General features: G+C 28.7%; 25 protein-coding genes. 24 read left to right on the forward strand and 1 reads right to left on the reverse strand.

Translation table 11 applies throughout. From position 1 onward, the window contains the following. From Q1A15_RS07025 to Q1A15_RS07045, 5 genes are read left to right on the forward strand one after another with little or no spacing between them, the layout of a single operon-like run. The gene (locus tag Q1A15_RS07025; RefSeq protein WP_299620922.1) at positions 1–1,818 is read left to right on the forward strand and encodes an IucA/IucC family siderophore biosynthesis protein; all 1,818 of its coding nucleotides are present in this window, start codon (positions 1–3) and stop codon (positions 1,816–1,818) included. Between the two features lies 1 nt (position 1,819). Beyond that, positions 1,820–2,401, forward strand: coding sequence for a nitroreductase family protein (locus Q1A15_RS07030; RefSeq protein ID WP_299620925.1), 582 nt, complete (start codon positions 1,820–1,822; stop codon positions 2,399–2,401). A 10-nt stretch (positions 2,402–2,411) separates the two neighbouring features. Then, a complete protein-coding gene (locus Q1A15_RS07035; RefSeq protein ID WP_299620928.1) occupies positions 2,412–3,512 on the forward strand; it encodes a heparan-alpha-glucosaminide N-acetyltransferase domain-containing protein in 1,101 nt (366 codons plus the stop codon). Positions 3,513–3,515: 3 nt separating this feature from the next. Beyond that, a complete protein-coding gene (locus Q1A15_RS07040; protein ID WP_299620931.1) occupies positions 3,516–4,541 on the forward strand; it encodes an alpha/beta hydrolase in 1,026 nt (341 codons plus the stop codon). A 1-nt stretch (position 4,542) separates the two neighbouring features. Further along, positions 4,543–5,451: a sterol desaturase family protein gene (locus tag Q1A15_RS07045; RefSeq protein WP_299620934.1), complete on the forward strand. Its 909-nt coding sequence runs from the start codon at positions 4,543–4,545 to the stop codon at positions 5,449–5,451. Here Q1A15_RS07045 and Q1A15_RS07050 read toward each other — a convergent pair whose 3' ends face one another. Then, positions 5,452–6,417: an AraC family transcriptional regulator gene (locus Q1A15_RS07050; protein ID WP_299620937.1), complete on the reverse strand. Its 966-nt coding sequence runs from the start codon at positions 6,415–6,417 to the stop codon at positions 5,452–5,454. A gap of 179 nt (positions 6,418–6,596) precedes the next feature. Here Q1A15_RS07050 and Q1A15_RS07055 point away from each other — a divergent pair, with 179 nt between their 5' ends. The 19 genes from Q1A15_RS07055 (at position 6,597) to Q1A15_RS07145 (ending at position 24,728) form a co-directional block, all read left to right on the forward strand. Then, positions 6,597–8,987, forward strand: a complete 2,391-nt coding sequence (locus tag Q1A15_RS07055; protein WP_299620940.1) for a TonB-dependent receptor — start codon at positions 6,597–6,599, stop codon at positions 8,985–8,987. 80 nt (positions 8,988–9,067) lie between these two features. Beyond that, complete coding sequence (locus Q1A15_RS07060; RefSeq protein WP_299620943.1) at positions 9,068–9,409, forward strand: hypothetical protein; 342 nt, start codon at positions 9,068–9,070, stop codon at positions 9,407–9,409. Continuing rightward, entirely contained in the window at positions 9,399–9,701 is a 303-nt protein-coding gene (locus Q1A15_RS07065) for a hypothetical protein (RefSeq protein ID WP_299620946.1), read from the forward strand. The genes Q1A15_RS07060 and Q1A15_RS07065 overlap by 11 nt, the downstream gene beginning before the upstream one ends. Continuing rightward, positions 9,701–11,767: a PepSY-associated TM helix domain-containing protein gene (locus tag Q1A15_RS07070; RefSeq protein WP_299620976.1), complete on the forward strand. Its 2,067-nt coding sequence runs from the start codon at positions 9,701–9,703 to the stop codon at positions 11,765–11,767. Before Q1A15_RS07065 ends, Q1A15_RS07070 begins: the two co-directional genes overlap by 1 nt. 239 nt (positions 11,768–12,006) lie before the next feature. Continuing rightward, positions 12,007–12,678: a hypothetical protein gene (locus Q1A15_RS07075; protein WP_299620979.1), complete on the forward strand. Its 672-nt coding sequence runs from the start codon at positions 12,007–12,009 to the stop codon at positions 12,676–12,678. 111 nt (positions 12,679–12,789) lie between these two features. Then, the gene (locus tag Q1A15_RS07080; protein ID WP_299620982.1) at positions 12,790–13,917 is read left to right on the forward strand and encodes a methionine aminotransferase; all 1,128 of its coding nucleotides are present in this window, start codon (positions 12,790–12,792) and stop codon (positions 13,915–13,917) included. A gap of 336 nt (positions 13,918–14,253) precedes the next feature. Next, positions 14,254–14,646: a DUF983 domain-containing protein gene (locus tag Q1A15_RS07085; protein WP_299620985.1), complete on the forward strand. Its 393-nt coding sequence runs from the start codon at positions 14,254–14,256 to the stop codon at positions 14,644–14,646. Next, complete coding sequence (locus Q1A15_RS07090; protein ID WP_299620988.1) at positions 14,643–15,269, forward strand: Crp/Fnr family transcriptional regulator; 627 nt, start codon at positions 14,643–14,645, stop codon at positions 15,267–15,269. Before Q1A15_RS07085 ends, Q1A15_RS07090 begins: the two co-directional genes overlap by 4 nt. Positions 15,270–15,333: 64 nt before the next feature. Then, positions 15,334–17,079, forward strand: coding sequence for a sulfate permease (gene sulP / locus Q1A15_RS07095; protein WP_299620990.1), 1,746 nt, complete (start codon positions 15,334–15,336; stop codon positions 17,077–17,079). A gap of 23 nt (positions 17,080–17,102) precedes the next feature. Then, complete coding sequence (locus Q1A15_RS07100) at positions 17,103–18,512, forward strand: MBL fold metallo-hydrolase (protein WP_299620993.1); 1,410 nt, start codon at positions 17,103–17,105, stop codon at positions 18,510–18,512. Positions 18,513–18,532: 20 nt separating this feature from the next. Continuing rightward, on the forward strand, positions 18,533–18,799 hold the full coding sequence (locus tag Q1A15_RS07105; RefSeq protein WP_299620996.1) for a heavy metal-associated domain-containing protein: 267 nt from the start codon (positions 18,533–18,535) through the stop codon (positions 18,797–18,799). 51 nt (positions 18,800–18,850) lie between these two features. Beyond that, on the forward strand, positions 18,851–19,447 hold the full coding sequence (locus tag Q1A15_RS07110) for a Crp/Fnr family transcriptional regulator (RefSeq protein ID WP_299620999.1): 597 nt from the start codon (positions 18,851–18,853) through the stop codon (positions 19,445–19,447). Between the two features lie 115 nt (positions 19,448–19,562). Beyond that, a complete protein-coding gene (locus Q1A15_RS07115) occupies positions 19,563–19,769 on the forward strand; it encodes a DUF2892 domain-containing protein (RefSeq protein WP_299621002.1) in 207 nt (68 codons plus the stop codon). Between the two features lie 160 nt (positions 19,770–19,929). Continuing rightward, positions 19,930–20,487 (forward strand): YeeE/YedE thiosulfate transporter family protein, encoded by a 558-nt coding sequence (locus Q1A15_RS07120; protein WP_299621005.1) that lies wholly within the window; start codon positions 19,930–19,932, stop codon positions 20,485–20,487. A gap of 2 nt (positions 20,488–20,489) precedes the next feature. Continuing rightward, positions 20,490–20,903: a DUF6691 family protein gene (locus Q1A15_RS07125; protein WP_299621008.1), complete on the forward strand. Its 414-nt coding sequence runs from the start codon at positions 20,490–20,492 to the stop codon at positions 20,901–20,903. A 542-nt stretch (positions 20,904–21,445) separates the two neighbouring features. Further along, a complete protein-coding gene (locus Q1A15_RS07130) occupies positions 21,446–22,084 on the forward strand; it encodes a transglutaminase family protein (protein WP_299621011.1) in 639 nt (212 codons plus the stop codon). Positions 22,085–22,613: 529 nt separating this feature from the next. Continuing rightward, on the forward strand, positions 22,614–23,213 hold the full coding sequence (locus tag Q1A15_RS07135) for a DUF6642 family protein (RefSeq protein ID WP_299621013.1): 600 nt from the start codon (positions 22,614–22,616) through the stop codon (positions 23,211–23,213). A 148-nt stretch (positions 23,214–23,361) separates the two neighbouring features. After that, the gene (locus Q1A15_RS07140) at positions 23,362–24,195 is read left to right on the forward strand and encodes an AraC family transcriptional regulator (RefSeq protein WP_299621016.1); all 834 of its coding nucleotides are present in this window, start codon (positions 23,362–23,364) and stop codon (positions 24,193–24,195) included. A gap of 161 nt (positions 24,196–24,356) precedes the next feature. Then, positions 24,357–24,728, forward strand: a complete 372-nt coding sequence (locus Q1A15_RS07145; RefSeq protein ID WP_299621019.1) for a hypothetical protein — start codon at positions 24,357–24,359, stop codon at positions 24,726–24,728. Positions 24,729–24,778: the final 50 nt, after the last annotated feature.

Below are 24,778 nucleotides of genomic sequence, written 5' to 3' on the forward strand. Positions count from 1 at the left end.
ATGTCACAAAATATAGCACATTTACAACCTCATATATGGAGTATTGTAAATTGTAACTTAATAAAAAAAGCCATTAGTGAATTTGCACACGAGCTTATTTTTACTCCTACTTTTATAAAGCATAATAATGATTGGGGAGTATATGAAATCACCTCAGATTGTAAACGGTTTACATATCAATTTGAAGCGAAAAGAAAGGTTCTAGATCATTGGACTATTAATAAAAAAAGTATCATAAAATATGATACAGAGAATACTAAAATAGAGCTAGATGCAATTCATTTTATAACTGAATTTAAATCAACTTTAGGCATTCCAGATGAGTTTTTAGCAACCTATCTGGAAGAAATAACAAGTACACTTTTTGGAGCAGCTTATAAATTAGCAAACGAAGATTTTTCAGCATTAGAATTAGCTACTAAAGGTTTTCAAGAGATTGAACTTAATATGACTGAAGGTCATCCTTGTTTTGTTGCCAATAATGGAAGAATAGGTTTTAATACAAATGATTATCATTTATATGCTCCTGAAGCAAACAAACCTTTTAAAATTTTATGGTTAGGTGTTCATAAAAATTATGCTGTATATACTGCAGTAAAAGGATATGAATATAAGAAACTATTAGATGGAGAGTTAGGTGAAGAAAAAGTATATGAATTTTATCAAATCTTAGAAGAAGCAAATGTAAATGCTGAAGATTACCTTTTAATGCCAGTTCATCCTTGGCAGTGGACAAACAAAATCACTCATGTTTTTGCAGCTGATATTGCTAAGAAAAACATTGTTTTAGTTGGTGAAAGTGATGATTTTTATTCAGCACAACAATCCATCAGAACATTATTTAATACTTCAAATCCTGAAAAGTTATATACCAAAGGAGCTTTATCTATTTTAAATATGGGCTTTATGCGTGGTTTGTCGCCTTATTATATGCAAAGCACGCCACCAATTACAACTTGGATTACCAAATTATTAGCTGAAGATGAATATTTAACTAATAATGGATTCACAATGCTTGGTGAAGTCGCTACAATTGGTTATCAAAACCATTATTACGAAGTATTAGGAAAAACAAATCCGCATAATAAAATGTTATCTGCATTGTGGAGAGAAAGTCCGTTTACTAAAATTAGCTCTAATCAAAGAGTGCTTACAATGGCTGCGCTATTGCACTTAGATTCTGAAGATAATTCTCTTTTAGCAAGATTAATTGATAAGTCTCCATATGGAGCTACAACATGGATTCAACGTTACTTAAAAGCATATTTATCTCCATTACTACATTGTTTTTACAAATATGAATTTGTATTCATGCCTCATGGTGAAAACTTAATTCTAGTTTTAGAAGAAGACACTCCTGTTTATGTTTTAATGAAAGATATTACTGAAGAAGTTATTGTTTTCAATAAAGAAATGGATTTACCTGAACATGTTGATAGATTGTATACAGAAACTTCAGATAAAATGAAAGTATTATCAATTTTTACTGATGTTTTCGATTGTTTCTTCAGGTTTATGGGAGAACAATTAGATACTCATGCTAGTTTTTCTGAATATAACTTTTGGCAATTGGTTGCAGATTGTATCTATGAATACCAAGAACAACATCCAGAGTTTATAGATAAATATGATCGTTATGACTTATTTGTTGATGAATTTGATCGTTGTTGTTTAAATAGACTACAATTAAGTAATACAAAACAGATGTTGAATTTAGCTGATCCTATCGAAAGTTTAAAACTTGTAGGAACTCTTGAAAATCCATTGGCTAAATTCAGAAAAGAAACGAAATCAAAACAATCTTTAGAAACGATATAGTATGACTTTTGAAGCAATTACTAAGTTAATTAAAGATAGAAGATCAACATATGCATACGATTTTTCTGAAGAACAATTATCTAAAGAAATTATTGAAAATATTGTGTCAAATGGATTGTGGGCACCAACCCATAAACTAACTCAACCATGGAGATTTGTGGTTTTAGAAGGAAATCACAAATTAGAATTAGGTGAGTTTATGGCAAAATATTACCGAGAATTATATACAGAAGAAGAATTTTCTTCAGAACGTTTTGAATCTACAAATTACTATGCGAAAAATGCTACGCTATTAGGTATAATTTTTCAACCTAGTAAAAGAGCACAACTTCCAAAATGGGAGGAAATTGCAGCAATTTCATGTGCTATTCAAAACATGTGGTTAAGTTGTACTGCAGCCGAAATTGGCTGTTATTGGGATACTTCATCTGCAACTATGGAATACGGAAAAAGAATTCCTTTAGAAGATGAAGAACAATTTTTAGGAATTTTATTCATGGGAAAATTGAAAGAAAATATTGCATTAGGCAATAGAAGAAGAAAATCATTATCTAAAAAATTGACTTGGGATTTTAAAAATTAAATCAGATTAAATGAAAAAACAAAATAGAGTAAGAGGAGTTGATTTCGTTAGAGGCTTCAGTGTTCTTATGATGATACCTGTACATGTCATGATGCTCTTTTCAAGTATGGAAACTTGGGAAAACACGGTGACTGGAAATTTTGTACAATTACTAGAAAGAGGTTCTCCTATATTTCTTATTGTAATGGGAATTTCTTTTGCCTTTTCTAGAAATGCAAATAGAAACGGAATTTTAAGAAAAGCTTTATTAATTATAGCTTTAGGTTATGTCTTAAATTTTTTAAGATTCATTGTGCCTTTATTACTTTTTGGAGGTTTTCCAGAAAGCTTTGTAGAAGCTAGTGGTTTAGCGTTAAATGCTCCAAGTAGAATGTGGAATTATTTCTTAAAAGGGGATATGTTTCAATTAGTAGGAATTTCATTATTCTTAATCGGACTTTCTTTTAATTTTTTAATAAAAAATAAATATGTGTTAATCATTCTAGCTTTAATAATCATGTGGCTATCTAAAGTTGTAAGTGGTTTTCATTTAGGAGTTCCTGGAGTTGATTATATACTGAATTTACTATGGGGAAATAATTTTGATGTTTACTTTCCTTTATTTCCTTGGCTATCGTTCATTTTAGTAGGCTTATATTTTGGTTTAAGCTATCAAGACAAACCTGAAAATGCCAATGAATCTTTATTCAAACCGATGCTATATTTCGGTGTAGTTTTCTTAATCATAGGTAAATTACTTTGCGATTATAATTACGAATATCATTTTGGAGATTATTATCATTTAGGTCCTGGCGGAAGTATGGGATTAATGGGAATTTTATTAGTGCTGTTTTGGATGTATTATCGTATAGAATTATTACTTCCTAAAGAAAACTATATCAGTAAATTACTATTCTATTGCAGCAAAAATGTAACACCTTTCTATATTTTTCAATGGGTTTTAATTTATTGGTTATTACCATTTGCTAATTTTTCTCATTACAACGAACCAATTACTTTATCAATCATCTTAGGAGTCAATTTAGGAACATTTTTATTGTTGTATGTCTACAATACATATGTGATTCCCAAGAGAAAAAAGAAAGCAACATTAATTCAACAAACTGTTTAAGTAATGAGATACATAATTTTATTTTGTATTGTTTTTTTACCATATAATATTCTTGCTCAAGCTAAACTAGCAGGAAGTAATGGATTAGATCCTACGGTACAACAATTTTTAGAAGTAATCCATTCATATAATGGTCCGCCAATTCATGAATTGCCTATTGACATTGCCAGAAAAGCTATGGAAGATATGCAAATAGATAGCACAATTTCCTATAGCAAAGTAACTTTTGAAAAACAATCGTTAGAGTTTAAAAATCAGAAAGTAAATGTTGTAATTACAAAGCCAAAAGGCAGTAAGAAATTAATACCTGTACTAATGTATTTTCATGGTGGTGGTTGGGCTTACAATAGTTTCGAAACTCATAAACGTTTAATGTCTGATATAGTTAATAAAGCTGAAATTGCTGTTGTTTTTGTTGAATATTCTAGAACGCCAAAAATAAAGTATCCAGTTGCAAATGAGGAAGCGTATTTAGCAACATTATACATCAGTAAATTTGGAGAAAAATTAGGTTTAAATTCTAAAAAAATTATTGTTGGTGGAGATAGTGCTGGCGGAAATATGGCTACTGTAGTTGCTTTAATGGCAAAGAAACGAAAAGAGTTCAAATTAAGTGGACAAGTACTATTATATCCGGTTACAGATACTAATTTAAATACAGCATCTTATCATCAATTTTCAAAAGGACATTATTTATCTAGAAAGACAATGCAATGGTTTTTTGAAGTCTACACACCAGATGTAAAAAATCACAATTTATCAACTGTAGCTCCTTTAAAAGCAACTATAGAAGAGTTAAAAGAACTTCCAAAAACATTATTAATAACAGCTGAATACGATGTGCTACGTGATGAAGGAGAAGCTTATGCTAAGAAGTTACGTGCAGCTAATGTTCCAATAATTTCTACAAGATATGGAGGAACTATTCATGATTTTATAGTCCTAAATGCATTAAGAAATACTCCGCCTTCAAAAGCAGCTCTTGAGCAAATTTCAAACTTTTTAATTACGACTTTTTCAAATCAATAAAATGAATTTAACATCAATAGAGATTTTATCAGGACATTTAGCTCATATGAGTGTAATTGTTCTAATACTTATGTTATTAGAATTAGGAATACTTTTTTTAACTAATTATATAGAAAAGAAAAAGGAAGGAGTAGTTAGTATTCTTTCCTACATAATTCAAAGTATACCATATTTTTTATTAGCTAAAATTTTTATCGTTGGAACAATGTTTTGGCTTTACGAGCATAAATTATTCAATGTAAGTTTTAGATGGTATAATTGGGTTTTAGCGTATTTATTATACGATTTTACAGTTTTCTTCATACATTTTTTAGGTCATAAAGTTAGAATTTTATGGTGTATTCATGGAGTACATCATACAGCTGAAGAAATGAATTTAACAGTAGTTGCAAGAGGCTCAATTTTCGATGTATTTTTTACTCCTTTTAATTTTATATGGCTGCCTATTCTTGGTTTTCATCCTTTTATGATTTTCGTTATAGAACCTGTTGCTAGACTTTATGCAACATTAACTCATATTAATGAAAAATATGTTTGGAAGCATAAATGGTTAGAAAAAATATTTGTAACTCCATCTGTTCATCGAGTACACCATGCTAGAAATCATGTGTATTTAGATAGAAATTATGGAGAAACATTTAGTATTTGGGATCGTTTTTTTAAAACTTTTCAGAAAGAAATAAAAGAAGAAAAAATAGAGTATGGAGTTATGCACGATGGATTAAATAGTGAAAGTTTTTGGCATGTTCAGTTTTTACTTTGGAAAGATTTATGGATTGATGTTAAAAATGCTCCAACCTTAATAGACAAAGTAAAATACATTTTTATGCCACCAGGTTGGAATCATATCGACGGAGGAAAAAAAGCAAAATATTATAGAGATTTAGCTTTGAAAAAGAAAATAATATAATTATTGTTCTTGCATTCGAAACTTTTTAGGCGTGATTTTTTCATGCTTTTTAAAAGCCGCAGAGAAATGGGTAGGATTTTTATATCCTACCAACTCTGCTATTTCATAAATTGGTTTTGTTGAATTTGAGAGTAATTTCCTAGCTTCTTTCATACGTTCTTGAATTGCAAACTCAAAAATTGTAATCCCAAAACAGTTTTTAAATTCTTTTTTTAATAAGAATTCATTTAAATATACTTTTCTAGAAAGTTCGTAAACTGAATATTGAATATCAAGATTGTTAGATATCAGATCTTTAACTAAGTATACTTTTTTTAGTGTAGTAGAAGTATTAATACCTTTCTTTTCATTTTCAAATTGTAACATTAATAATTCAAGCACTTTAGCTTCTAAAAACAAACGTTTAAAAAGTCCCTTTTTATTATCATTAAGAATTTCATTTACAATTTGTTCAGTTTTATAATCTAATTGATTAGAAAAATTATCCTTTAAGTTTTCAATGGAATAGTTCTTATAAATAGGGAAGGAGATATCAAGCTGATGTCTTTTAATAAAATCGTCAGAGATTTTAATTATTATTTCTTTAATGAATTTACCCTTAGGAAAAGATATATATCCATTTGATTTATTAATAAACGAAATACAACTTTCCATTTCTTCTTGTATGAGCTCAATTCTTGGATCTGAAACATATATTTTTTTCTCTCCTTTAACCAAAATGCTAAATAGTAAAGAATCTATTTCATTAAAACCACTAATTTTCATTTCATTATGAAATCGTAATTCTCTTCTACGAACCATAAGTCCATCAAAGCTCCAACACGTTACTTCACCATCACCAAACTCCTTTTTTATATTAAAAGATTTTGTTGTCAATCCACAGTGTTCGCTACTATATTTTAACTCTAGAATATCATCTAGTACATGTTCATTATTTAAACCTACTTCAATATTTATAGTTTTCATAGTTCGTCATTTTTTATCCCATATGCGTCATTAATTATATTCTATTTGTAAATAGTTTAGTCGGCTAAATAATACACTAAAAAATATTATTTAAAATTATTCTAAATTATTTTGTGGTATACGGGGAACAAATTACATTTGCTGCAAATTTAATATTTAATCAGTCTAAATAAAAATAAATGAAAAAAATTATACTTTTTTCTCTACTTTGTTTACATAGTCTAGTAATACAGGCGCAGGTAAGTGGAAAAGTAGTAGATAACAACAATGTTACATTACCGGGGGTTAGCATTGTAATAAAGGAAACAGTAAAACAATTTGAAACTGATATAGACGGGAAATTTTCATTTGAAGCAGCTAAAAATGATGTTCTTGTATTTTCTTATTTAGGTTTTAAAACAAAGACAATTAAGGTTGCTGATTTAGCAAAAAACACTACTGTAGTTCTGTATGAAGGGAACGAACTATTAAAAGAAGTTACGATTACTAATCAAAAGAATAAATTTTCTAGAAAGAAAACTGCTTATGTAGCCAAACTACCTCTTAAAAACATAGAAAATTCTCAGGTTTACAGTACTATTACAGATGAATTATTAGTTTCTCAAAACGTTAATAATTTTGAAGATGCTTTAAAAAATGCCGTTGGTGTAGATAAATTATGGCAATCTACTGGTAGGCCGGGAGATGGAGCTGGATATTATTCTATCCGTGGTTTTGCTACACAACCACAATTAGTAAATGGAATGCCAGGTATTACAAATGGTTTTATAAATCCGTTTAATGTTGAACGTGTTGAAGTTATCAAAGGCCCATCCGCTACTTTATTTGGAAGTACAGTTACTTCTTACGGAGGTTTAATAAACATCGTGACTAAAAAACCATACAAAGGTACTGGTGGAACAATATCTGTTGGTGGTGGATCTTTCGGATTTAAAAAGTTAGCTCTAGATTTAAATACTACAGATAGTAGTGAAAAGTTCTCTATTCGATTTAACGCTGGTTTTCAATCAGAAGATAGTTTTCAAGATGCAGGTTTAAGAGAATCTGTATTTATGGCACCAGCAATTTCTTATCAAGTAAATGATAGATTAACTATAAATCTTAATTACGAAGTGTCTGGAAACAAGCAAACTAACCCTGTTTTCTTGTTTTTAAATAGATTAGGACCTTTAGCTTTTAATAATTTAGAAAGCTTAAATTATGACCCTAATTTATCTTTTACTGACAATAGTTTACAAATAAGTAACCCTACTCAAAATTTTAGAGGAGAAGTTGCTTATAAAATTACAGATAATTGGTCTTCACAAACTATTATTTCTGGAAGTAGTGCAGAGTCTAAAGGATATTATACATTCATAAACAATATTTTTGCAAATCCTTTAGATCCAACTCAACCAAATCCATTTTTAGCAACTGTAGGTCAAAGAAGTGATGCTGAAACAAATTCGTTTGATATCCAACAGAATTTTACAGGAGATTTTAAATTAGGTACTATTCGTAATAGAGTATTAGTTGGAGTAGATTATTTAGAAACTCAGAATATAGATCGTAGTTCTGACTTTAGATTACTTAATGTAATTACACCACAAGGACAGTTAATTCAAGGATTGCCAACGAATAGAAATAATCTAGATTTAGCTTTAATTGGAGCTGCTAATGCTAATACAAATGCAAATCAAAATGTTTTTAGTGCTTATGTTTCTGATGTAATCAACATTTTACCTGAACTTTCTGTTATGGCTGGAGTAAGATATGATAGATTTGATTATAAAGGTGATAAAAATACTGATACAGATGATGCTACAGCTTATACAAAGTCTACATTTTCACCAAAAGTAGGTGTGGTTTATCAACCAATTCTAAATAAGGTTTCAGTATTCGCTAATTATCAAAACGGATTCAATTATGTAAATCCGGTTCTTGCTAATTCTATTCCAGGAGATTTAACATCTCCATTAGTATTACGTTCTTTCGACTTAGAAAATGCAGATCAGTTTGAAGGAGGTGTGAAAGCAAACTTATTTAACAATAAATTAGAAACTACAGTGAGTTACTACAATATCACTGTAGATAATAAAATTATTGGTTTTGGAGCTACACAACAACAAGATGGAAAAGTAAAAAGTCAGGGGATTGAATTAGATTTTAACGCATATCCTGTTGATGGTTTAAACCTTAGAGGAGGATTTGCTTATAATGATTCTGAAATCGTAGAATCAGCTTCTAATCCTTTATTAATTGGTCAAAGATTTGGTGAAGCAGGAGCAGAATTTACATATAACTTTTGGGCTGATTATAGATTTCAAGAAGGGAAAATTAAAAACTTAGGAATTACTGCTGGTTTTAACGGATCTAGTGATTATAATACTATGGAAGGCTATCCAAATGTAGGTGAATTTATATTACCAGCATACGCAATATTTAATACCGGTTTGTATTACGATCATGCGAAGTTTAGAGTAAGTTTTAATGTAAATAACCTAACTAACGAAGTTTATTATAAAGGATGGAGTACACTTACTCCACAGCAACCAAGAGCGTATTTTGGAGCATTAACCTATAAATTTTAATCTTAAGTAATTTGAACTATAACTAAGATAGCAAAACTCTAAACTTTTATGGTTTAGAGTTTTGTACTTAATTAAAAATCATGATAAGTATTTTATTCTCTCTTATTCTATTAGGTAGTTTTTTAAGTTACAGTACTTCTACTAAAGTTAATTTATCAGAAAATTCTGCTTTGGACGTACGTTTAAACAACGCATTTAAATTTAAGAATCAATTAGGATGGATGATAGTTTTTATTAGCATTCTTAGTTTTACGTTAATTCTTGGATTTACTTCAGGTATTTTGATAGGTCTTTTTATCTATGCTATTTCCATCAGTTTACTAGTTTGTATTTATCCTTTACACATAGTGAAAACTAAAATTGTTGTTCTATTCATTTTTATATCAATCATCTCTGAATTTATTTTAAACTATGCCAGCTAATAGAAAGTATTTAACAGTATCACCATGGCATAAAGCTTCAAAACTTATAGCCGGAATTCTTGGAGGTTATTGTATATCTGCACTTTTCCATATGATTATAGCTTTAGTTTTTCCTTTTCACAAAGAAATTCTAATCACTTCAATATTTACCATGTTTATCGTTTGGGGAGCTTTATTAATTATTCCTTTTTTATTTAAAAACGGATTCAAAGCGCTTTTAATTTATGTGGTTATTATAGTTATCCTTTTTGTAGTATACACGTCTGTCAATAAAGAAAATCCTTTTATATAATGAATAAGAGAATTTATAATGTGTTTTTTCATACACACACCGTAAGTGGAATTGTAATAAGTGTTGCGCTATACATTATTTTCTTTGCTGGTGCATTTGCTTTATTTAAAGATGAAATTGAAGTTTGGGAAGAAGGGAAAAGTATTACACATACCGAAAGAAAAAATATTGATTACGATAAACTATTTGCTACCATAGATGAGGATTATGATCTTAAAGGAAGAGATTTACAAATCAATTTAGGTAAACATAAAGACAAAATTTATGTATCAGTAAGTCCAAGTCAAGATACTATTTCAAATAAAAAAGCAGCAGAAAGTCAATATTTTTCTATTGATATTCATACTGAAAAGCGAAAAGAATATCATGAATATTATGGAGTAGGAGAGTTTTTATATCGACTACATTTCTTTCATCAAATCCCAACAATTGGAATTTATTTAGCTGGATTTGTAGCGTTATTCTTTTTGTTTGCAATTGTTACTGGAGTAATAGTTCACTGGAAAAAAATAGTATCTAATTTCTATAGTTTCAATCCTAAAATTGCTTTAAAAAGAGTTTGGACAGATGCGCATACAGCTTTAGGTGTAATTGGATTACCTTTTCAATTTATTTTTGCGGTAACAGGAGCTTATTTTTGCTTGTCTATACTTGTTTTAATACCTGCTAACTTTCTGTATAATGGAGATCAAACTAAATTATTAGAAGATATTCGTCCTGAGCGAAAAACCTATATATGGGAAGGAAAAACTGCTTCGGAATTGCCAAGTTTCAATGAGTTTATTCAAAAATCTGATGCAATTTGGGAAGATTTTCATTTTACTTCAGCTTTTATAAGAAATTATGAAGGAAGTAATATGCGATATGTTCTTCAAGGAGAATTACATGATAAAGATAGGTTTGTTGGAATTGGAAGAACGATTTATAATCAAGAAACTGGAGCAATAGAAATTGCTAAAAATCCTGAAAAGTTAAACTACGTTGAAGATGTTCAGCTTACTTTGGGAAGATTACATTTTGGAAGTTTTGGAGGCCTTTTAATTAAAACCATATACTTTATTCTTGCGCTAATTACTTGTTTTGTAATTATTTCTGGAGTGTTAATTTGGGTAGAAGCTCGAAATAAAAAGAGTATGACAATTCAACAGCGATTGTATACAGCAAAAGTCGGGCATACATATCTTGCTATATGTTTATCAATGCTTCCTGTAACTGCACTTTCTTTCTTATTTATCAAAATATTCGGACAAAACTTTGCAAACTTGCAAACTGCAATTTATGCATACTATTTTATACTTTGGTTTGTTGCAATTCTATATTTAAAACTAAAGAAAGACAACTATAAAGTAAATAAAATTAGCTTATTACTTGGTGGAATTTTTGGTTTATTAATCCCTATTGCCAATGGAATTGTATCAGGTCAATGGATATTGAATTCATTTATTAACAATCAAAAAGACTTTTTCATTATCGATTTCTTATGGCTTTGTATTGGTAGCATAAGTTTATTGATGTATTCAAGAATATCAGAAAAAGTAAAATCACAAAGTGTTTTTACGAAGCACCCAATCGATTATAAAAAGGCTAAAAAAGAGTTAGAAGAACAATATAAATTAGAACAACAATCAGAAAAATCAAAAGACAAAAACTTTATACCTATGAGAACAAAAATTATAATGTTATGGATATTCTTAGTAATAGGATTTATTATTCATCATGTTTATGGAATTGCAGATGTATATTTTAAAGAATCTTTATTGTTAGAAGGAGCAAATGGTGAAACACCAGGATGGGCACATCAATGGAGAATACTTTTAGAAGGAATTGCCTTTGTTTTTGCTGTATTAACAGTACAAATTTCGAAGCAATGGTTTAAATGGACTTCATTAATTTGGGCTATAATTCTGGGACTTTTTAATATTTATCATTTCATTACAGCAGTGATTTATGATTTTACTAACGTATCAGAAATTTTAGTTTTATTCCTAATGGTAATAACAAGTATGTTTTTAATTAAGGAGTTAATAGACTGGAAGTCTGTCATTAACTCAACTACTAAAGAGTAAAAAGCTCAATTTAGATTAAATAAAAAATAATGCTATATTTGCTTTAGGTTTAATCAGCTTATACACTAATACGATGTTTCGGGGGAAACGTTCCTAGTGCTGGATGAAAACCTAATGGGGGCCTTCTGTTAAGAAGGCTCTGTGTGTTTTATAGTCAAGTAATATCACATGTTTAGCTTCTAAATTAGCAACAATTTCAAAATATTTATTATTCAAAATGTGACCAAATACTTTAATTGATGTCTAAATCAATTGAAGAAATAGTTGTAAAACTTTATAAAAAGAAAATCATGAAAATAAATATTTTAAAACCAGTTCTTACATTAATTTTTGCTGCAGTAACAATATCAGTTAGCGGTCAAAATCAATTAGAAAAGTTAGAAGCTTATTATTTTGGATTCAAAAAAAATGGCTATAATTTTTCTTACATCGAAGAAGCTACAGGAGAAAAAGAGTTAATTACGTTTAATGAAATTGCGCCAGAAATTCTAGAAGAGTTTGATTTAAAACAAGAATTCTTTGAGGGTGTGAATTTTGAAATAACTTATTCTATCAATAAAGTAGGAAATGAATATAACTACACTGTTGTTAAATTAAAGGAAATAAAAGAAACTAGTAAAGAAGTAATCTCTGAAATTCAAGAAACAGAATCTAAACCTATTAAAGATAAATTAGAAGCACATTATGTCGGCTATAAAGAAGGTGTCTATAGATTTTCATTTTTTGAAGAAGCAACAGGAACAAAAGAACTTATTAATTTTCAAGCTGTAGAAATAGAAATTTTAGAAGAATATGATTTAAAGAAAGAATTTTTTGAAGGAGTTTACTTTAAAGTTTTCTATACTATGAGTAAACAATCTGACGGAAAATACTTGTATAGAATAACTAATTTAAAAGAGATTAAAGAGTAAAATCATTTGAAATTAGCATACTAAAAATCTTCACATTATAATATTTGTGAAGATTTTTTTATTTCCTTTTATAATTAGATGTAGTATTTTCGTGTAAACCGAATTATTTCTATGTCTAAATTACCAAACGTTAGTGCTAGTATTTTTTCTGTAATGTCTCAATTAGCTAATGAAAATAATGCTATTAATTTGTCACAAGGATTTCCAAACTTTCCTGTCGATAAACGATTATTAGAAATTTCTGAACGATTATTAAGTGAAAATATCCATCAGTACACACCAATGGTTGGATTACCTTCTTTACTTGAAAAAATTGCTTTATTAACTCAAAACAGATACGCAAGAACTATAAATACAAAAGAAGAATTACTTGTAACAACTGGTGCTACACAAGGAATTTATACAGCTATTAATACGATTGTTAATCAAGGAGATGAAGTTATAATTTTAGATCCAAGTTACGATAGTTATGAACCTTCGGTTTTAGTAGCAGGAGGGAAGCCAATTCGAATTTCACTAAACGGCGATTATTCTCCTGATTTTAATCGTATTGAAGCAGCAATTACACCAAAAACAAAACTAATTATTGTTAATAATCCACACAACCCAACGGGTAAAATATGGTCTAACAGTGATTTTGAAAGCTTAGAAACTATTCTTGAAAAACATACCCAAGTACTTTTATTAAGTGATGAAGTATATGAATACATATCGTTTAAGCATGCTCATATTTCAGTAAATACAAGACCTAAATTAAGAGATAAAGCTATTATTGCTTCATCTTTTGGAAAATCATTACACGTAACAGGTTGGAAAGTTGGATACTTAATTGCACCAAAAACTATAATGAATGAAATTAAAAAAGTACATCAATTTTTAGTTTTCAGTGTAAACAGTATTGCTCAACATGTAATTTCAGAATATTTAGATGTAGTAGATTTCGACAAAGTTTCAGAAATGTATGCTCGTAAGCGAACATTATTTCAAGATATATTAAAAGATAGCAAATTTGAAGTTTTACCTTCTGAAGGAACCTATTTTCAAATTGTAAATTACAAAGAAATTAGTACCAAAAACGACATTGATTTTGCAAAAGAATTAACCATAAAACATGGAGTAGCAGCTATACCAATTTCTGTATTTTATAAAGATGCTACCGATAAACATATGCTTAGATTTTGCTTTGCTAAAACTGATGAAACTTTAATCGCTGCAGGTAATAAACTTAAAACAATCTAATTGCGTTTTAGTTTAAATTACTAAACAACATAAGTTTACCTTATTTTACTATAAAATTAATTTATATCAGTTATAATATTTTTTTATTACATTTGTAATGTTAAGAAAGTAAGGGTATTATATGAAAAATACATTATACTTTATCGGGGGGTATTTTTCAATAAACCTAAATTAAAGCCTGGTTTTCAGGCTTTTTTTATTTTACAACCTTTTTACTTCATCTTTTAGTAGTAGTTTCACAAGAAATTACCGTACTAATACATTGTTATTCTTAGAGTTATAAAGATCTGTAACTAATGTTACAAAAATAGATTTTTTTCGAATGTATTTTTGAGTATGAGAGCATTCAAACTCCTTAAAAAAGGATCAAAATTATATAGTATTGTAAATCATAAATGTCCAAGATGTCACGAAGGTGATTTTTTTACACATAAATTAAACTTCAATCCGAAAAAGGTAATCAAGCAGAACGAAACATGCAGCCATTGTAATCTTAAGTACGCTATAGAACCATCTTTCTTTTTTGGTGCTATGTATGTTAGTTACGCTATAAATGTTGCAATTATTGTAACTACATTTATTATTTGCAAGGTGTTTTTAGATGTAACAATAATACAAAGCTTTATAGCTATAATTATCACAGCTGCTATTCTAACACCATTAACACTTCGTTTATCTAGAATAATATGGATAAACATTTTTGTAAATTATGAGAAAAAAATAAAATGATACAAGATCTTAAAAAGCTTTTTGGTAGTACTTTAGAAGAAGAATTGTTATTAGAAATTAATCAAGTTGCTACGTACAAAGAAATCTCTGAAGGAAATAAAATACTTGAAATAGGAGAATATATTCGTTCTATGCCATTGCTTTTATCTGGAGTTATTAAAATTCTTAGGCAAGATCATGATGGAGACGAACTTTTACTATATTTCTTAGAAAAAGGAGATACTTGTGCTATGACTTTAACATGTTGTTTAGGACATACCAAAAGTCAGGTTAGAGCTATTGCTGAGACTGATGTTTCTTTGGTTATGATTCCTATTAGAAAAATTGAAGAATGGTCTGGGAAATATAAAAGTTGGAGGAACTTTATGTTTAATAGTTATCATAATCGATTGAATGAAATGTTATTTACGATTGATACTATTGCTTTTTTAAAAATGGATGAACGTTTATTACTTTATCTTGAAGAAAAAGCTAGAATTTCAGAAGATGTAATTATAAAAAACACACATCAAGAAATTGCTTATGAGCTTCATACATCACGAGTTGTAGTTTCAAGGTTACTTAAAAAACTTGAAAATCTTGGTAAATTAGAATTACACAGAAATTATATTTTGATGAAATAACTCTATGTTACTTTTGTTACTGTAGAACTTCTATTGGCTACGTAATTTTGATGAAAAATATTAAATGTTGAAAAACTATTTTCCTATTTTTCATTGGCTACCAAATTATAAAAAAGCCTATTTAACAAACGATATTGTTGCAGGTTTAACTGTAGGAATAATGCTAATTCCTCAAGGAATGGCATATGCAATGATTGCCGGTTTACCACCTGTTTTTGGATTATATGCAGCATTAGTTCCGCAAGTTATTTATGCCTTAATGGGAACTTCAAGGCAATTGGCTGTTGGACCCGTAGCAATGGATTCACTACTTGTTGCTTCTGGATTAACAGCTTTATCATTAAGTGGAATAGAAGAATATATTTCAATGGCTATTTTCTTGTCTTTGTTTATGGGAGTAATCCAACTTTCATTAGGATTGTTAAGAGCAGGATTTTTAGTTAATTTTTTATCAAAACCAGTGATTAGTGGATTTACCTCAGGAGCAGCTATAATTATTGGTTTAAGTCAATTAAAACATGTTTTAGGAGTTGATATTCCAAGAAATAATAAAGTACACCAACTACTGTTCAATGTTATTGAAAAGTTTAAAGAAATCAATATTTATACGGTTACCATAGCTACAATAGCTATACTCATCATTCTTCTTATAAAAAAGCTAAATAAGCGTTATCGCATCAATATACCAGGAGCATTGTTAGTGGTTTTATTTGGTATTTTAACTGTATACGGATTAGAATTATATCATTCAGATGTGAAAATTATAGGTGTTGTTCCAGATGGACTTCCCGCTTTTAAAATTCCAAATATTTCTTTACACACTGTAGCTGAATTAACTCCAATAGCAATAACATTAGCTTTAGTAGCATTCATGGAAGCTATTTCAGTAGCAAAAGCAGTACAAGAGAAGCAGAATGAATATGAAGTATATGCTAATCAAGAGTTAATAGCTTTAGGAACTTCAAATATTATTGGATCTTTATTTCAATCGTACCCAACAACAGGAGGATTTTCAAGAACAGCTGTAAATGAACAAGCTGGAGCCAAAACAGGTATTTCTTCTATGGTAAGTGCAGTTATTGTTGGTAGCACATTATTATTTTTCACTTCTCTTTTTCACTATTTACCAAATGCTGTTTTAGGAGCCATAATTATGGTGGCTGTTTTTGGTTTGATTGATTTTAAATATCCTGTAGAACTTCTTAAGAAGAGAAAAGATGAATTTGTACTATTGTTAGTCACTTTTTTGATAACAATTTCTGTAGGAATAACCCAAGGAATAATTCTAGGCATACTTTTCTCATTATTACTTATGGTTTATCGAGTTTCTAAACCTCATATCGCTGTAATTGCGAGAATAGAAGGAACGAATTATTATAATAATATAAATCGTTTTCATTCATCTGTAGCTATTAGAAAAGATGTTTTAGGAATACGTATAGATGCACAATTATTCTTCGGAAATACTACATTTTTCAAGAAAGCATTGTTAAAAGAAATTAAGCTTAAAGGCAAACATTTAAAATTACTTATCATTAACACAGAGGCAATTAGTTATATCGATAATACTGCAGCTAATATGCTGTATAAAATGATACAAGAATTAAAACAAAAGAACATTAAAGTCATGTTTTCTGGAACTACAGGACCAACACGTGATATTTTATTCAAAAGCGGCATTATAGATATTTTAGGTAAAGAGAATTTATTTTTAAGATCTCATGAAGCTGAAGATTTTTACGATGGAAAACATAATAGAACAGAAAAATTTAGAAGTATAGCAGAGCAAACAGAAAGTATTGCGAGTTAATTTTAATTCATAAAAACACAAAAATGAAGATAGAGCAAATTTATACCGGTTGTTTAGCACAAGGTGCATATTATATTGAAAGTGAAGGTGAAGTAGCAATTATAGATCCACTCAGAGATGTGAATCCGTATCTTAAAAGAGCAAAAAAAGATAACGCAAAAATTAAGTATATTTTCGAAACTCATTTTCATGCTGATTTTGTAAGTGGTCACGTTACTTTAGCAAAAGAAACTCAGGCTCCAATTATTTACGGACCATTAGCAAATCCTAGTTTTGATGCTATTATTGCGGAAGACGGACAAACATTTTCTTTAGGGAAAGTTACAATTACAGTACTTCACACACCTGGTCATACTATGGAAAGTTCGGTTTTTCTTTTAAAAGATGAAAAAGGTAAAGATCATGCTGTTTTTACCGGGGACACTTTATTTCTTGGAGATGTTGGTCGTCCAGATTTAGCTCAGAAAAAAGGACACATTACTCAGGAAGATTTGGCCAGTTACCTTTTCGATAGTCTTAGAAACAAAATAATGCCTTTGGCAAACAATGTCATTGTTTATCCAGCTCATGGTGCAGGTTCAGCTTGCGGTAAAAATTTAAGCAAAGAAACTGTAGATACACTTGGAAATCAAAAAGCAACGAATTACGCACTTCGAGAAGATATGACTAGAGAAGAGTTTATTAAAGAAGTTACTGATGGATTATTACCACCACCAAAATATTTTCCAGCAAATGTAAAAATGAATAAAGAAGGTTATGAAGATTTTCCAACAATTTTAAAACGAAGTACTAAAGCTTTACATCCGAATGATTTTGAAATAGTTGCGAATAAAAATGAGGCTTTAATTTTAGATGTTCGCCATCAAAATGATTTTGTAAAAGGACATATTCCTCGTTCAATATTTATTGGCTTAGATGGAGGATTTGCACCTTGGGTTGGGGCATTAATTGTAGATGTAAATCAGCCAATTTTGTTAGTTACGCCAAATGGAAGAGAAGAAGAAGCTATTGAACGATTATCAAGAGTTGGTTTTGATAATGTTTTAGGTTATTTAGAAGGAAGTTTTGAATCTTGGAAACACGAAAGTAAAGAATACGATACTATTAGTTCTGTAGAAGCTTCAACGTTAAATAACAAGGAAAATACAGCAGAAATGCGTATTTTTGATGTACGAAAATCATCAGAATTTTTATCACAACATGTCAAAGAAGCTAAGAATACTCCTTTAGATTATATTAATGATTTTCTGAATGATTTTCCACAGAAAGAAACCTTTTACATCCATTGTGCTGGAGGTTACAGAAGTGTAATAGCAGCATCAATATTAAAAAGCAGAGGAATTCATAATTTTATTGATATCGCTGGAGGTTTCAAAGCTATAACGGCTACAGAAATGCAAGTGACAGCTTATGTTTGTCCTTCTACACTGTAGCAATCTTAAAAATATCCAACATGAAAAGTACTATCATAATACAGAATTTAAAATGCTCTGGTTGTTCAAATACAATCGTTAAAAAAGTATCTCAGTTAGAAGCTATTTCTGAGGTAGAAGTAGATGTAGATAATTCAACAGTAAGCTTTAATTATTCAAATGAAAGTGATGTTGAAATGGTTAAAAAAACATTATACACATTAGGTTATCCGGAAGAAAATGATCCAAATTCTATTTCAAGAAAAGTAAAATCATTTATCAGTTGTGCTAACGGAAGAATGAGTTAAGTTATTTTGATTACAGAAGCTTTAAATACTTACTTTCCAAAACTAGCTAATATGCAAGCTCTCAGAGAAGAGCTTGCTAAAATTAGCAGTATCGTAACTATAGAAAAAGGCACTACTATTTTAAGACAAGGAGAATATGTAAAGGTTATTCCTTTATTAACTTCAGGTTTAGTAAAAGTTTTTAAAGAAGAATCTGTTAATGGAAATGAAGTACTTTTATATTACATTAAGCCAGGTGAAAGCTGTGTAATGTCTGTTACAACGCTTATAAAACAACAAAAAAGTCATGTTAAAGCTGTTTTAGAACAAGATTCTACAATGGTTTTAATTCCTGCAAATAAAGCGCTAGAAATCGCTAAAAAGTTTCCAAAATGGAATGAATTCATCTATGATCTTTTTAGTTTAAAATTTGATGAACTACTTGATATCATCGAAGTATTAACTTTTTCTACAAAAAATGTACGCTTGCTATCTTATTTGACAAAAGAAGCATCATTAAAAAACACTAAAGTTTTACATAAAACACACCAGCAAATTGCTTACGATTTAGGTTCTTCTAGAGAAGTAATTTCTAGGTTATTAAAAAAACTAGAAATAGAAGGGCTAATAAAACTAGGCCAAGGTAAAATCACTTTAACTTCTGAATAAAATTCACTTGTGACATTTGTCACTGTATACCGAATTTAACTACAATATTTTTGATATAGAATATGAATTACAAATGAGTTTGTAACAAAACTTGTTGTTTTAAATAGATATCAAAATGAAAAAAAATATGAGTGGTTTCGACCGCATTTTTAGAATTGCAATTGCAGTAGTTGTGGGAGTATTATATTCACAAGGAATTATTACAGGAATACTAAGTTATATTCTAATTACTGTAGCTTTTGTGTTTTTATTGACAAGTTTTGTAAGTTTTTGTCCATTATATAGACTTATAGGTATAAGCACTTGTAAAATAAAAAATTAAATCGTCCCAAGGAAGCTTGGAAGAAGGTAGTTGTAATCTATTGTTACGGCTACCTTTTTTACTTTTATAAAGTTAAATTTTCTAGTAAAATAACTAGTGTAACCAAAGTTACTTTCAGTACCAATTTAGATGATTTTATTTGTGACTTCAATACAAAAATATGGAGTTTATATTACAATCTTGGCCTTGGTATTTTTCAGGCTTTATGATCGCATTCGTGATGTTTTTACTTCTTATGTTAGATAAGAAATTAGGAATGTCTTCTAACCTAAGAACTTTATGTACGATTTGTGGAGCAGGGAAGAAGGTTTCTTTTTTCAGTTTCGATTGGAAAGCACAAAAATGGAATTTAATTGTTGTTTTCGGAGTTATAGTTGGCGGATATATTGCGTACAATTTTTTAAGTATCAGTACTTCAGCAAACATCAACACTGAAACCATTCAACATTTAAATGCATTAGGATTTAGAAATGCAGGTAAAAGCTTTTTACCAGAAGAACTATTCGGAATTAGTGCTTTATCAAATTTTAAATCGGTTTTAATCTTAGTTATTGGAGGGTTTTTAGTTGGTTTTGGTGCAAGATATGCAGGCGGATGTACATCTGGTCATGCAATATCTGGATTAAGTAATTTACAGTTTCCTTCTTTAATTGCTGTTATTGGTTTCTTCTTAGGTGGGTTATTTATGATTCACATTTTATTTCCTTTAATATTTTAAAAATGAGAATAGTATTTTACTTTTTAGTTGGTGTTTTATTTGGAATAACACTATTTAAATCAGAAGCAGCTTCTTGGTTTAGAATTTATGAAATGTTTCGATTCGAATCGTTTCACATGTATGGAATTATAGGTACAGCTGTAACTTTAGGAATTATAATTGTTCAATTAATTAAACGATTAGATATAAATTCATTTTATGGAAAAAAAATAGAAATAAAAGCTAAAGAAAAAAGTATAAAACGATACTTATATGGTGGTTTCGTTTTTGGTTTAGGTTGGGCGTTAGCAGGAGCGTGTCCTGGACCAATATTTGTTTTACTTGGAGCTGGATTTACTCCTATAATTATAGTCGTTTTATCTGCTATAGTTGGAACTTATTGCTATGGTTTATTGAAAGATAGATTACCACATTAAAGTTGAATAAAACCTGTTTTTTTGATAGGTTTTAGTTAAAAACAGGAAAAACACTGTATATGAGCTAACTATATACTATTTGTAAGTTTTTTCATTATGTTTGCTCAACTTTTTTTACAAAATTAGAATAAACAATATTTATATATAGATCAATGATCGTTGGGGGAAAAACATGATTATTTGATCAAAAAGCCTACGTTATTTTATCGTAGGCTTTTGTGGCCTAACTTCACTTCAAAATTTCAATAAAATTTACTGGAAGAATAGTGTTAATTCCCTTATAAATTTTTTAGTTTGATAATAATAATTGTAATTAATAAAGTATACTGTTAACTCCTTAATTATTAATAATTAATTTCTAAAAAGCATTAATAGAAAGGGTGTTTTACCTATAAAGGTAACTTGTTTATTTTCTTATATTTACATCATGCTTTCTTTCCCCCGGATCTTCGCATGAAGATTAGAAAGTCTCTCGAATACATAAAATTATTGAGAGACTTTTTTTTGTTTCCATACTTACATTTTTTTACTTTTAAGAATCTATGGAAAACACATATTTGCAATCATCTTTTTATTTAGATTATGATAATCCTGTAATTCAAGACGTCGTTGAAAATTTTCGTTATTTAAATACAGAACAAGAGAAAATAGAACAATTATATCTTTTTGTTAGAGACAATTGGCGTTACAATGCTTATAATATCGGACTCACAGCTAATCATTTTAAAGCAAGTACAATAGCCAAGAAAAAAGATGGACATTGCGTTGATAAATCTATTTTATACATCACCTGTTTAAGAGCTTTAAATATTCCTGCTAGATTACGTTTGGCAAAAGTTTCTAATCATATAGCTATTGAGAAATTAATTGAAAAGCTTGGTAGTAATGAAATTGCTCCACACGGACTTACTGAGGTTTTTTACAATGGAAATTGGGTTAAATGTTCTCCTGCATTTAATAAAGAGTTATGCGATAAATTTCAAGTAGATGTTTTAGATTTTAATGGAAGTGAAGATTCAGTATTTCAAGAGTTTAATAATAAAGATCAAAAGTTTATGACTTACCTTGAAGATTACGGAAGTTTTGAAGATGTTCCTTTAGATTTTATCAAAAAAACATTTCAAGATAATTATCCGAAACTCTATGAAGAATTCAAAAATCAATCTAATATAAGTATTTAAAATACTTATTTTCAGTAACTTGTTTAAGTTTGTATGTTTTTAATGAAACAAAAAAATCGTTTTTGATAGGAAAATCACTTTTTCTGATACTAAATTTAAATTTTGTTTTTTATTTCTCTTATTTAGTGTTAAATTTAATTGACAATATTTCAATAGATTAGATCAAAATCTAGTTTTTTAGTCCCCCACGGTTTAGTTGTAAACCTAGAAAGCCTCTTGTAAAATTAAACAAGAGGCTTTTTATTTATTCTAAACATATTTCTCAAGGCTTACACAATAATGTTTATTTTATTTACAGTAATACAAAATTGACTAGAATTTAGTAAAAATTTACAATCGCTGAGAATCGCGTATTTAAAAATTCACGATCATTTATACTGTATACTAAATTCTCAGAAATTAGAGTTTTTTGACAACTTATCAATCTTTCTTATAAGTTAATTTATCAGTATAATTTTTTGTGATACATATTAAAAACATTTCTTCCAAGAGATATTTATTTTTGTAATTGTATTTTAAATCCTCAAACTTGTTAGAAAAAAAACGAGAATTAGTTCAAAAACAATTTATAGAAACAGATTATTTTATATTCTGTTTGGAAGGTGTAAATGACGTAGAAATTGACATTGTTACTGACACTCAAAAAAAGTTAGAAGAATTAACAATGGATTATGGAATTACTAGTATTCATAAAACTTGTGATACCATAGAAGATCTAGAAAATAGTTTGAACGCATTAGTTTTAGATGATCATAATTTCAAGAATTATGAAATCATTTATCTAGTTATGACTGGCGAAGCCAATAGTATTTGTTTAAACGATTATTATTATAGTTTACAAGAAATTGCTGAGATTTTTGAAGGAAGACTTAACGATAAAATATTACATTTTTCTAATGCTAAAGTACTTGATCTAGATGAAGAAGAAGCTCAATATTTTTTAGATATTACTGGAGCTAAAGCGATTTCAGGTTACGGATACGAATTCAATGGAATATCTAGCGCAAATCTCGATAAAGTATTCTTTAATTTGTTTAATGAAGATGATGATATGTTTGAAGTTGTAGAAAAACTACACCAAAAACACTACAAGTTATGTAAATTATTAGATTTCAGGTTATACTACTAGATTAACAACTTTTTAACTACACTAATTTATACTAAATCCTTTTACGCTATTTAAATTTGTTTCAGAGAAAAGAAAATTTTAAAACTTTATTCTCTTATATAATATCGCTATATCAAATTTTAATTGATATGCTGAAATTTAGATATGAATGAATTACACATACAGTGGATATCCAGATAATGGAAGGTTTATTTTAACCGATTTCAATTGCGCTTCTTTTGAAAATCGTTTGGGTTTAGGAAGTTTTTATAAAATAATTTGGGCTAAAGATCAAGATATTAAAATTGGTATTGATGGCTACTCTATGTTACTTAAAAAAAACAATGTCTTATTTTGTACTCCCTTCAATATAATTCAATTAGAACCTTATATTCAAGGCGCTATATCTTTAGTTTTCGAAAGAGAATTTTATTGTATTAGAGATCATGATCATGAAGTATCTTGTAATGGTTTTTTGTTTTTAGGATCATCAGTTCCAGCGACTGTTTCATTATCTGAAAAAGAAATTAAAAGTTTCGAATCTTTGTTCATGATTCTCGAAGAAGAGTTTGAAACTAAAGACCATATTCAAGGTGAGATGTTAAGAGTATTACTTAAAAGACTTTTAATAAAATCGGTTAGATTATTGAAGAAAACTATTATAGAACCTGATATGACTCAATCTAAAATAGACGTAATTAGGCAATATAATCTACTGGTTGAAGCACATTTTAAAGAAAAGCATAAAGTTTCTGAATATGCATTATTATTAAATAAAACACCAAAAACATTATCTAACTTATTTGCTAAATATAATGACAAAAAGCCTTTACAAATTATTAATGAACGTTTAATATTGGAAGCTAAAAGATTACTTCAATTCTCTGAAAAATCTTCAAAAGAAATTGCTTTTATTCTAGGGTTTTCTGAAGCATCACATTTTTCAAAGTTTTTTAAAAATCATGTTGGTGTTTCCCCTACCAATTACAAAAAACAAGGTTAAATTATTCTTGATTAAAATATCCTATCTAGATTTGATTTAAGGAAGAATATACATTAAATTAGGTTAAATGTAAATCTTTTGCCGTAATTGACTCATTTATTTTTGTTGCTCTCAATGAAGAGAAAATTAATATAACAACAATAAATTATAAATTAAGAAAAATGAGTTTATCAAATCAAGAAAATGAAATCTTAGGAAGAGTGAATGACGTTTTAGCTTTATTAGCTAAAGGTCAATTTATCAAAGCAATGACTGATTATTTAGCAGATGACGTACAACTTTTTGAAGGAAATAATCCGCCTAAAGTTGGAAAAGATTTTTGTATTGCTGAAGAAGAAAAATTATTAAGTACTGTTGTTGAATTTGGCGGTTACAATGTTATTAGTGGTCCTGCTGTAAAAGATGACACAACTTTTTATGAAGTTGTAATGGAATTTAAAACAAATGACGGTGTTTCTCATAGGTTTGAGCAAGCGGTTCGTTCGCAATGGAAAGATGGTAAAATTATTAATGAGCGTTACTATCACGCTTAAAACAATAAATAAGGCAGTTAATTCTTAACTGTCTTTTTCTTATCTTAATT

The organism is uncultured Tenacibaculum sp., from assembly GCF_947495995.1.
Lineage (GTDB): Bacteria > Bacteroidota > Bacteroidia > Flavobacteriales > Flavobacteriaceae > Polaribacter.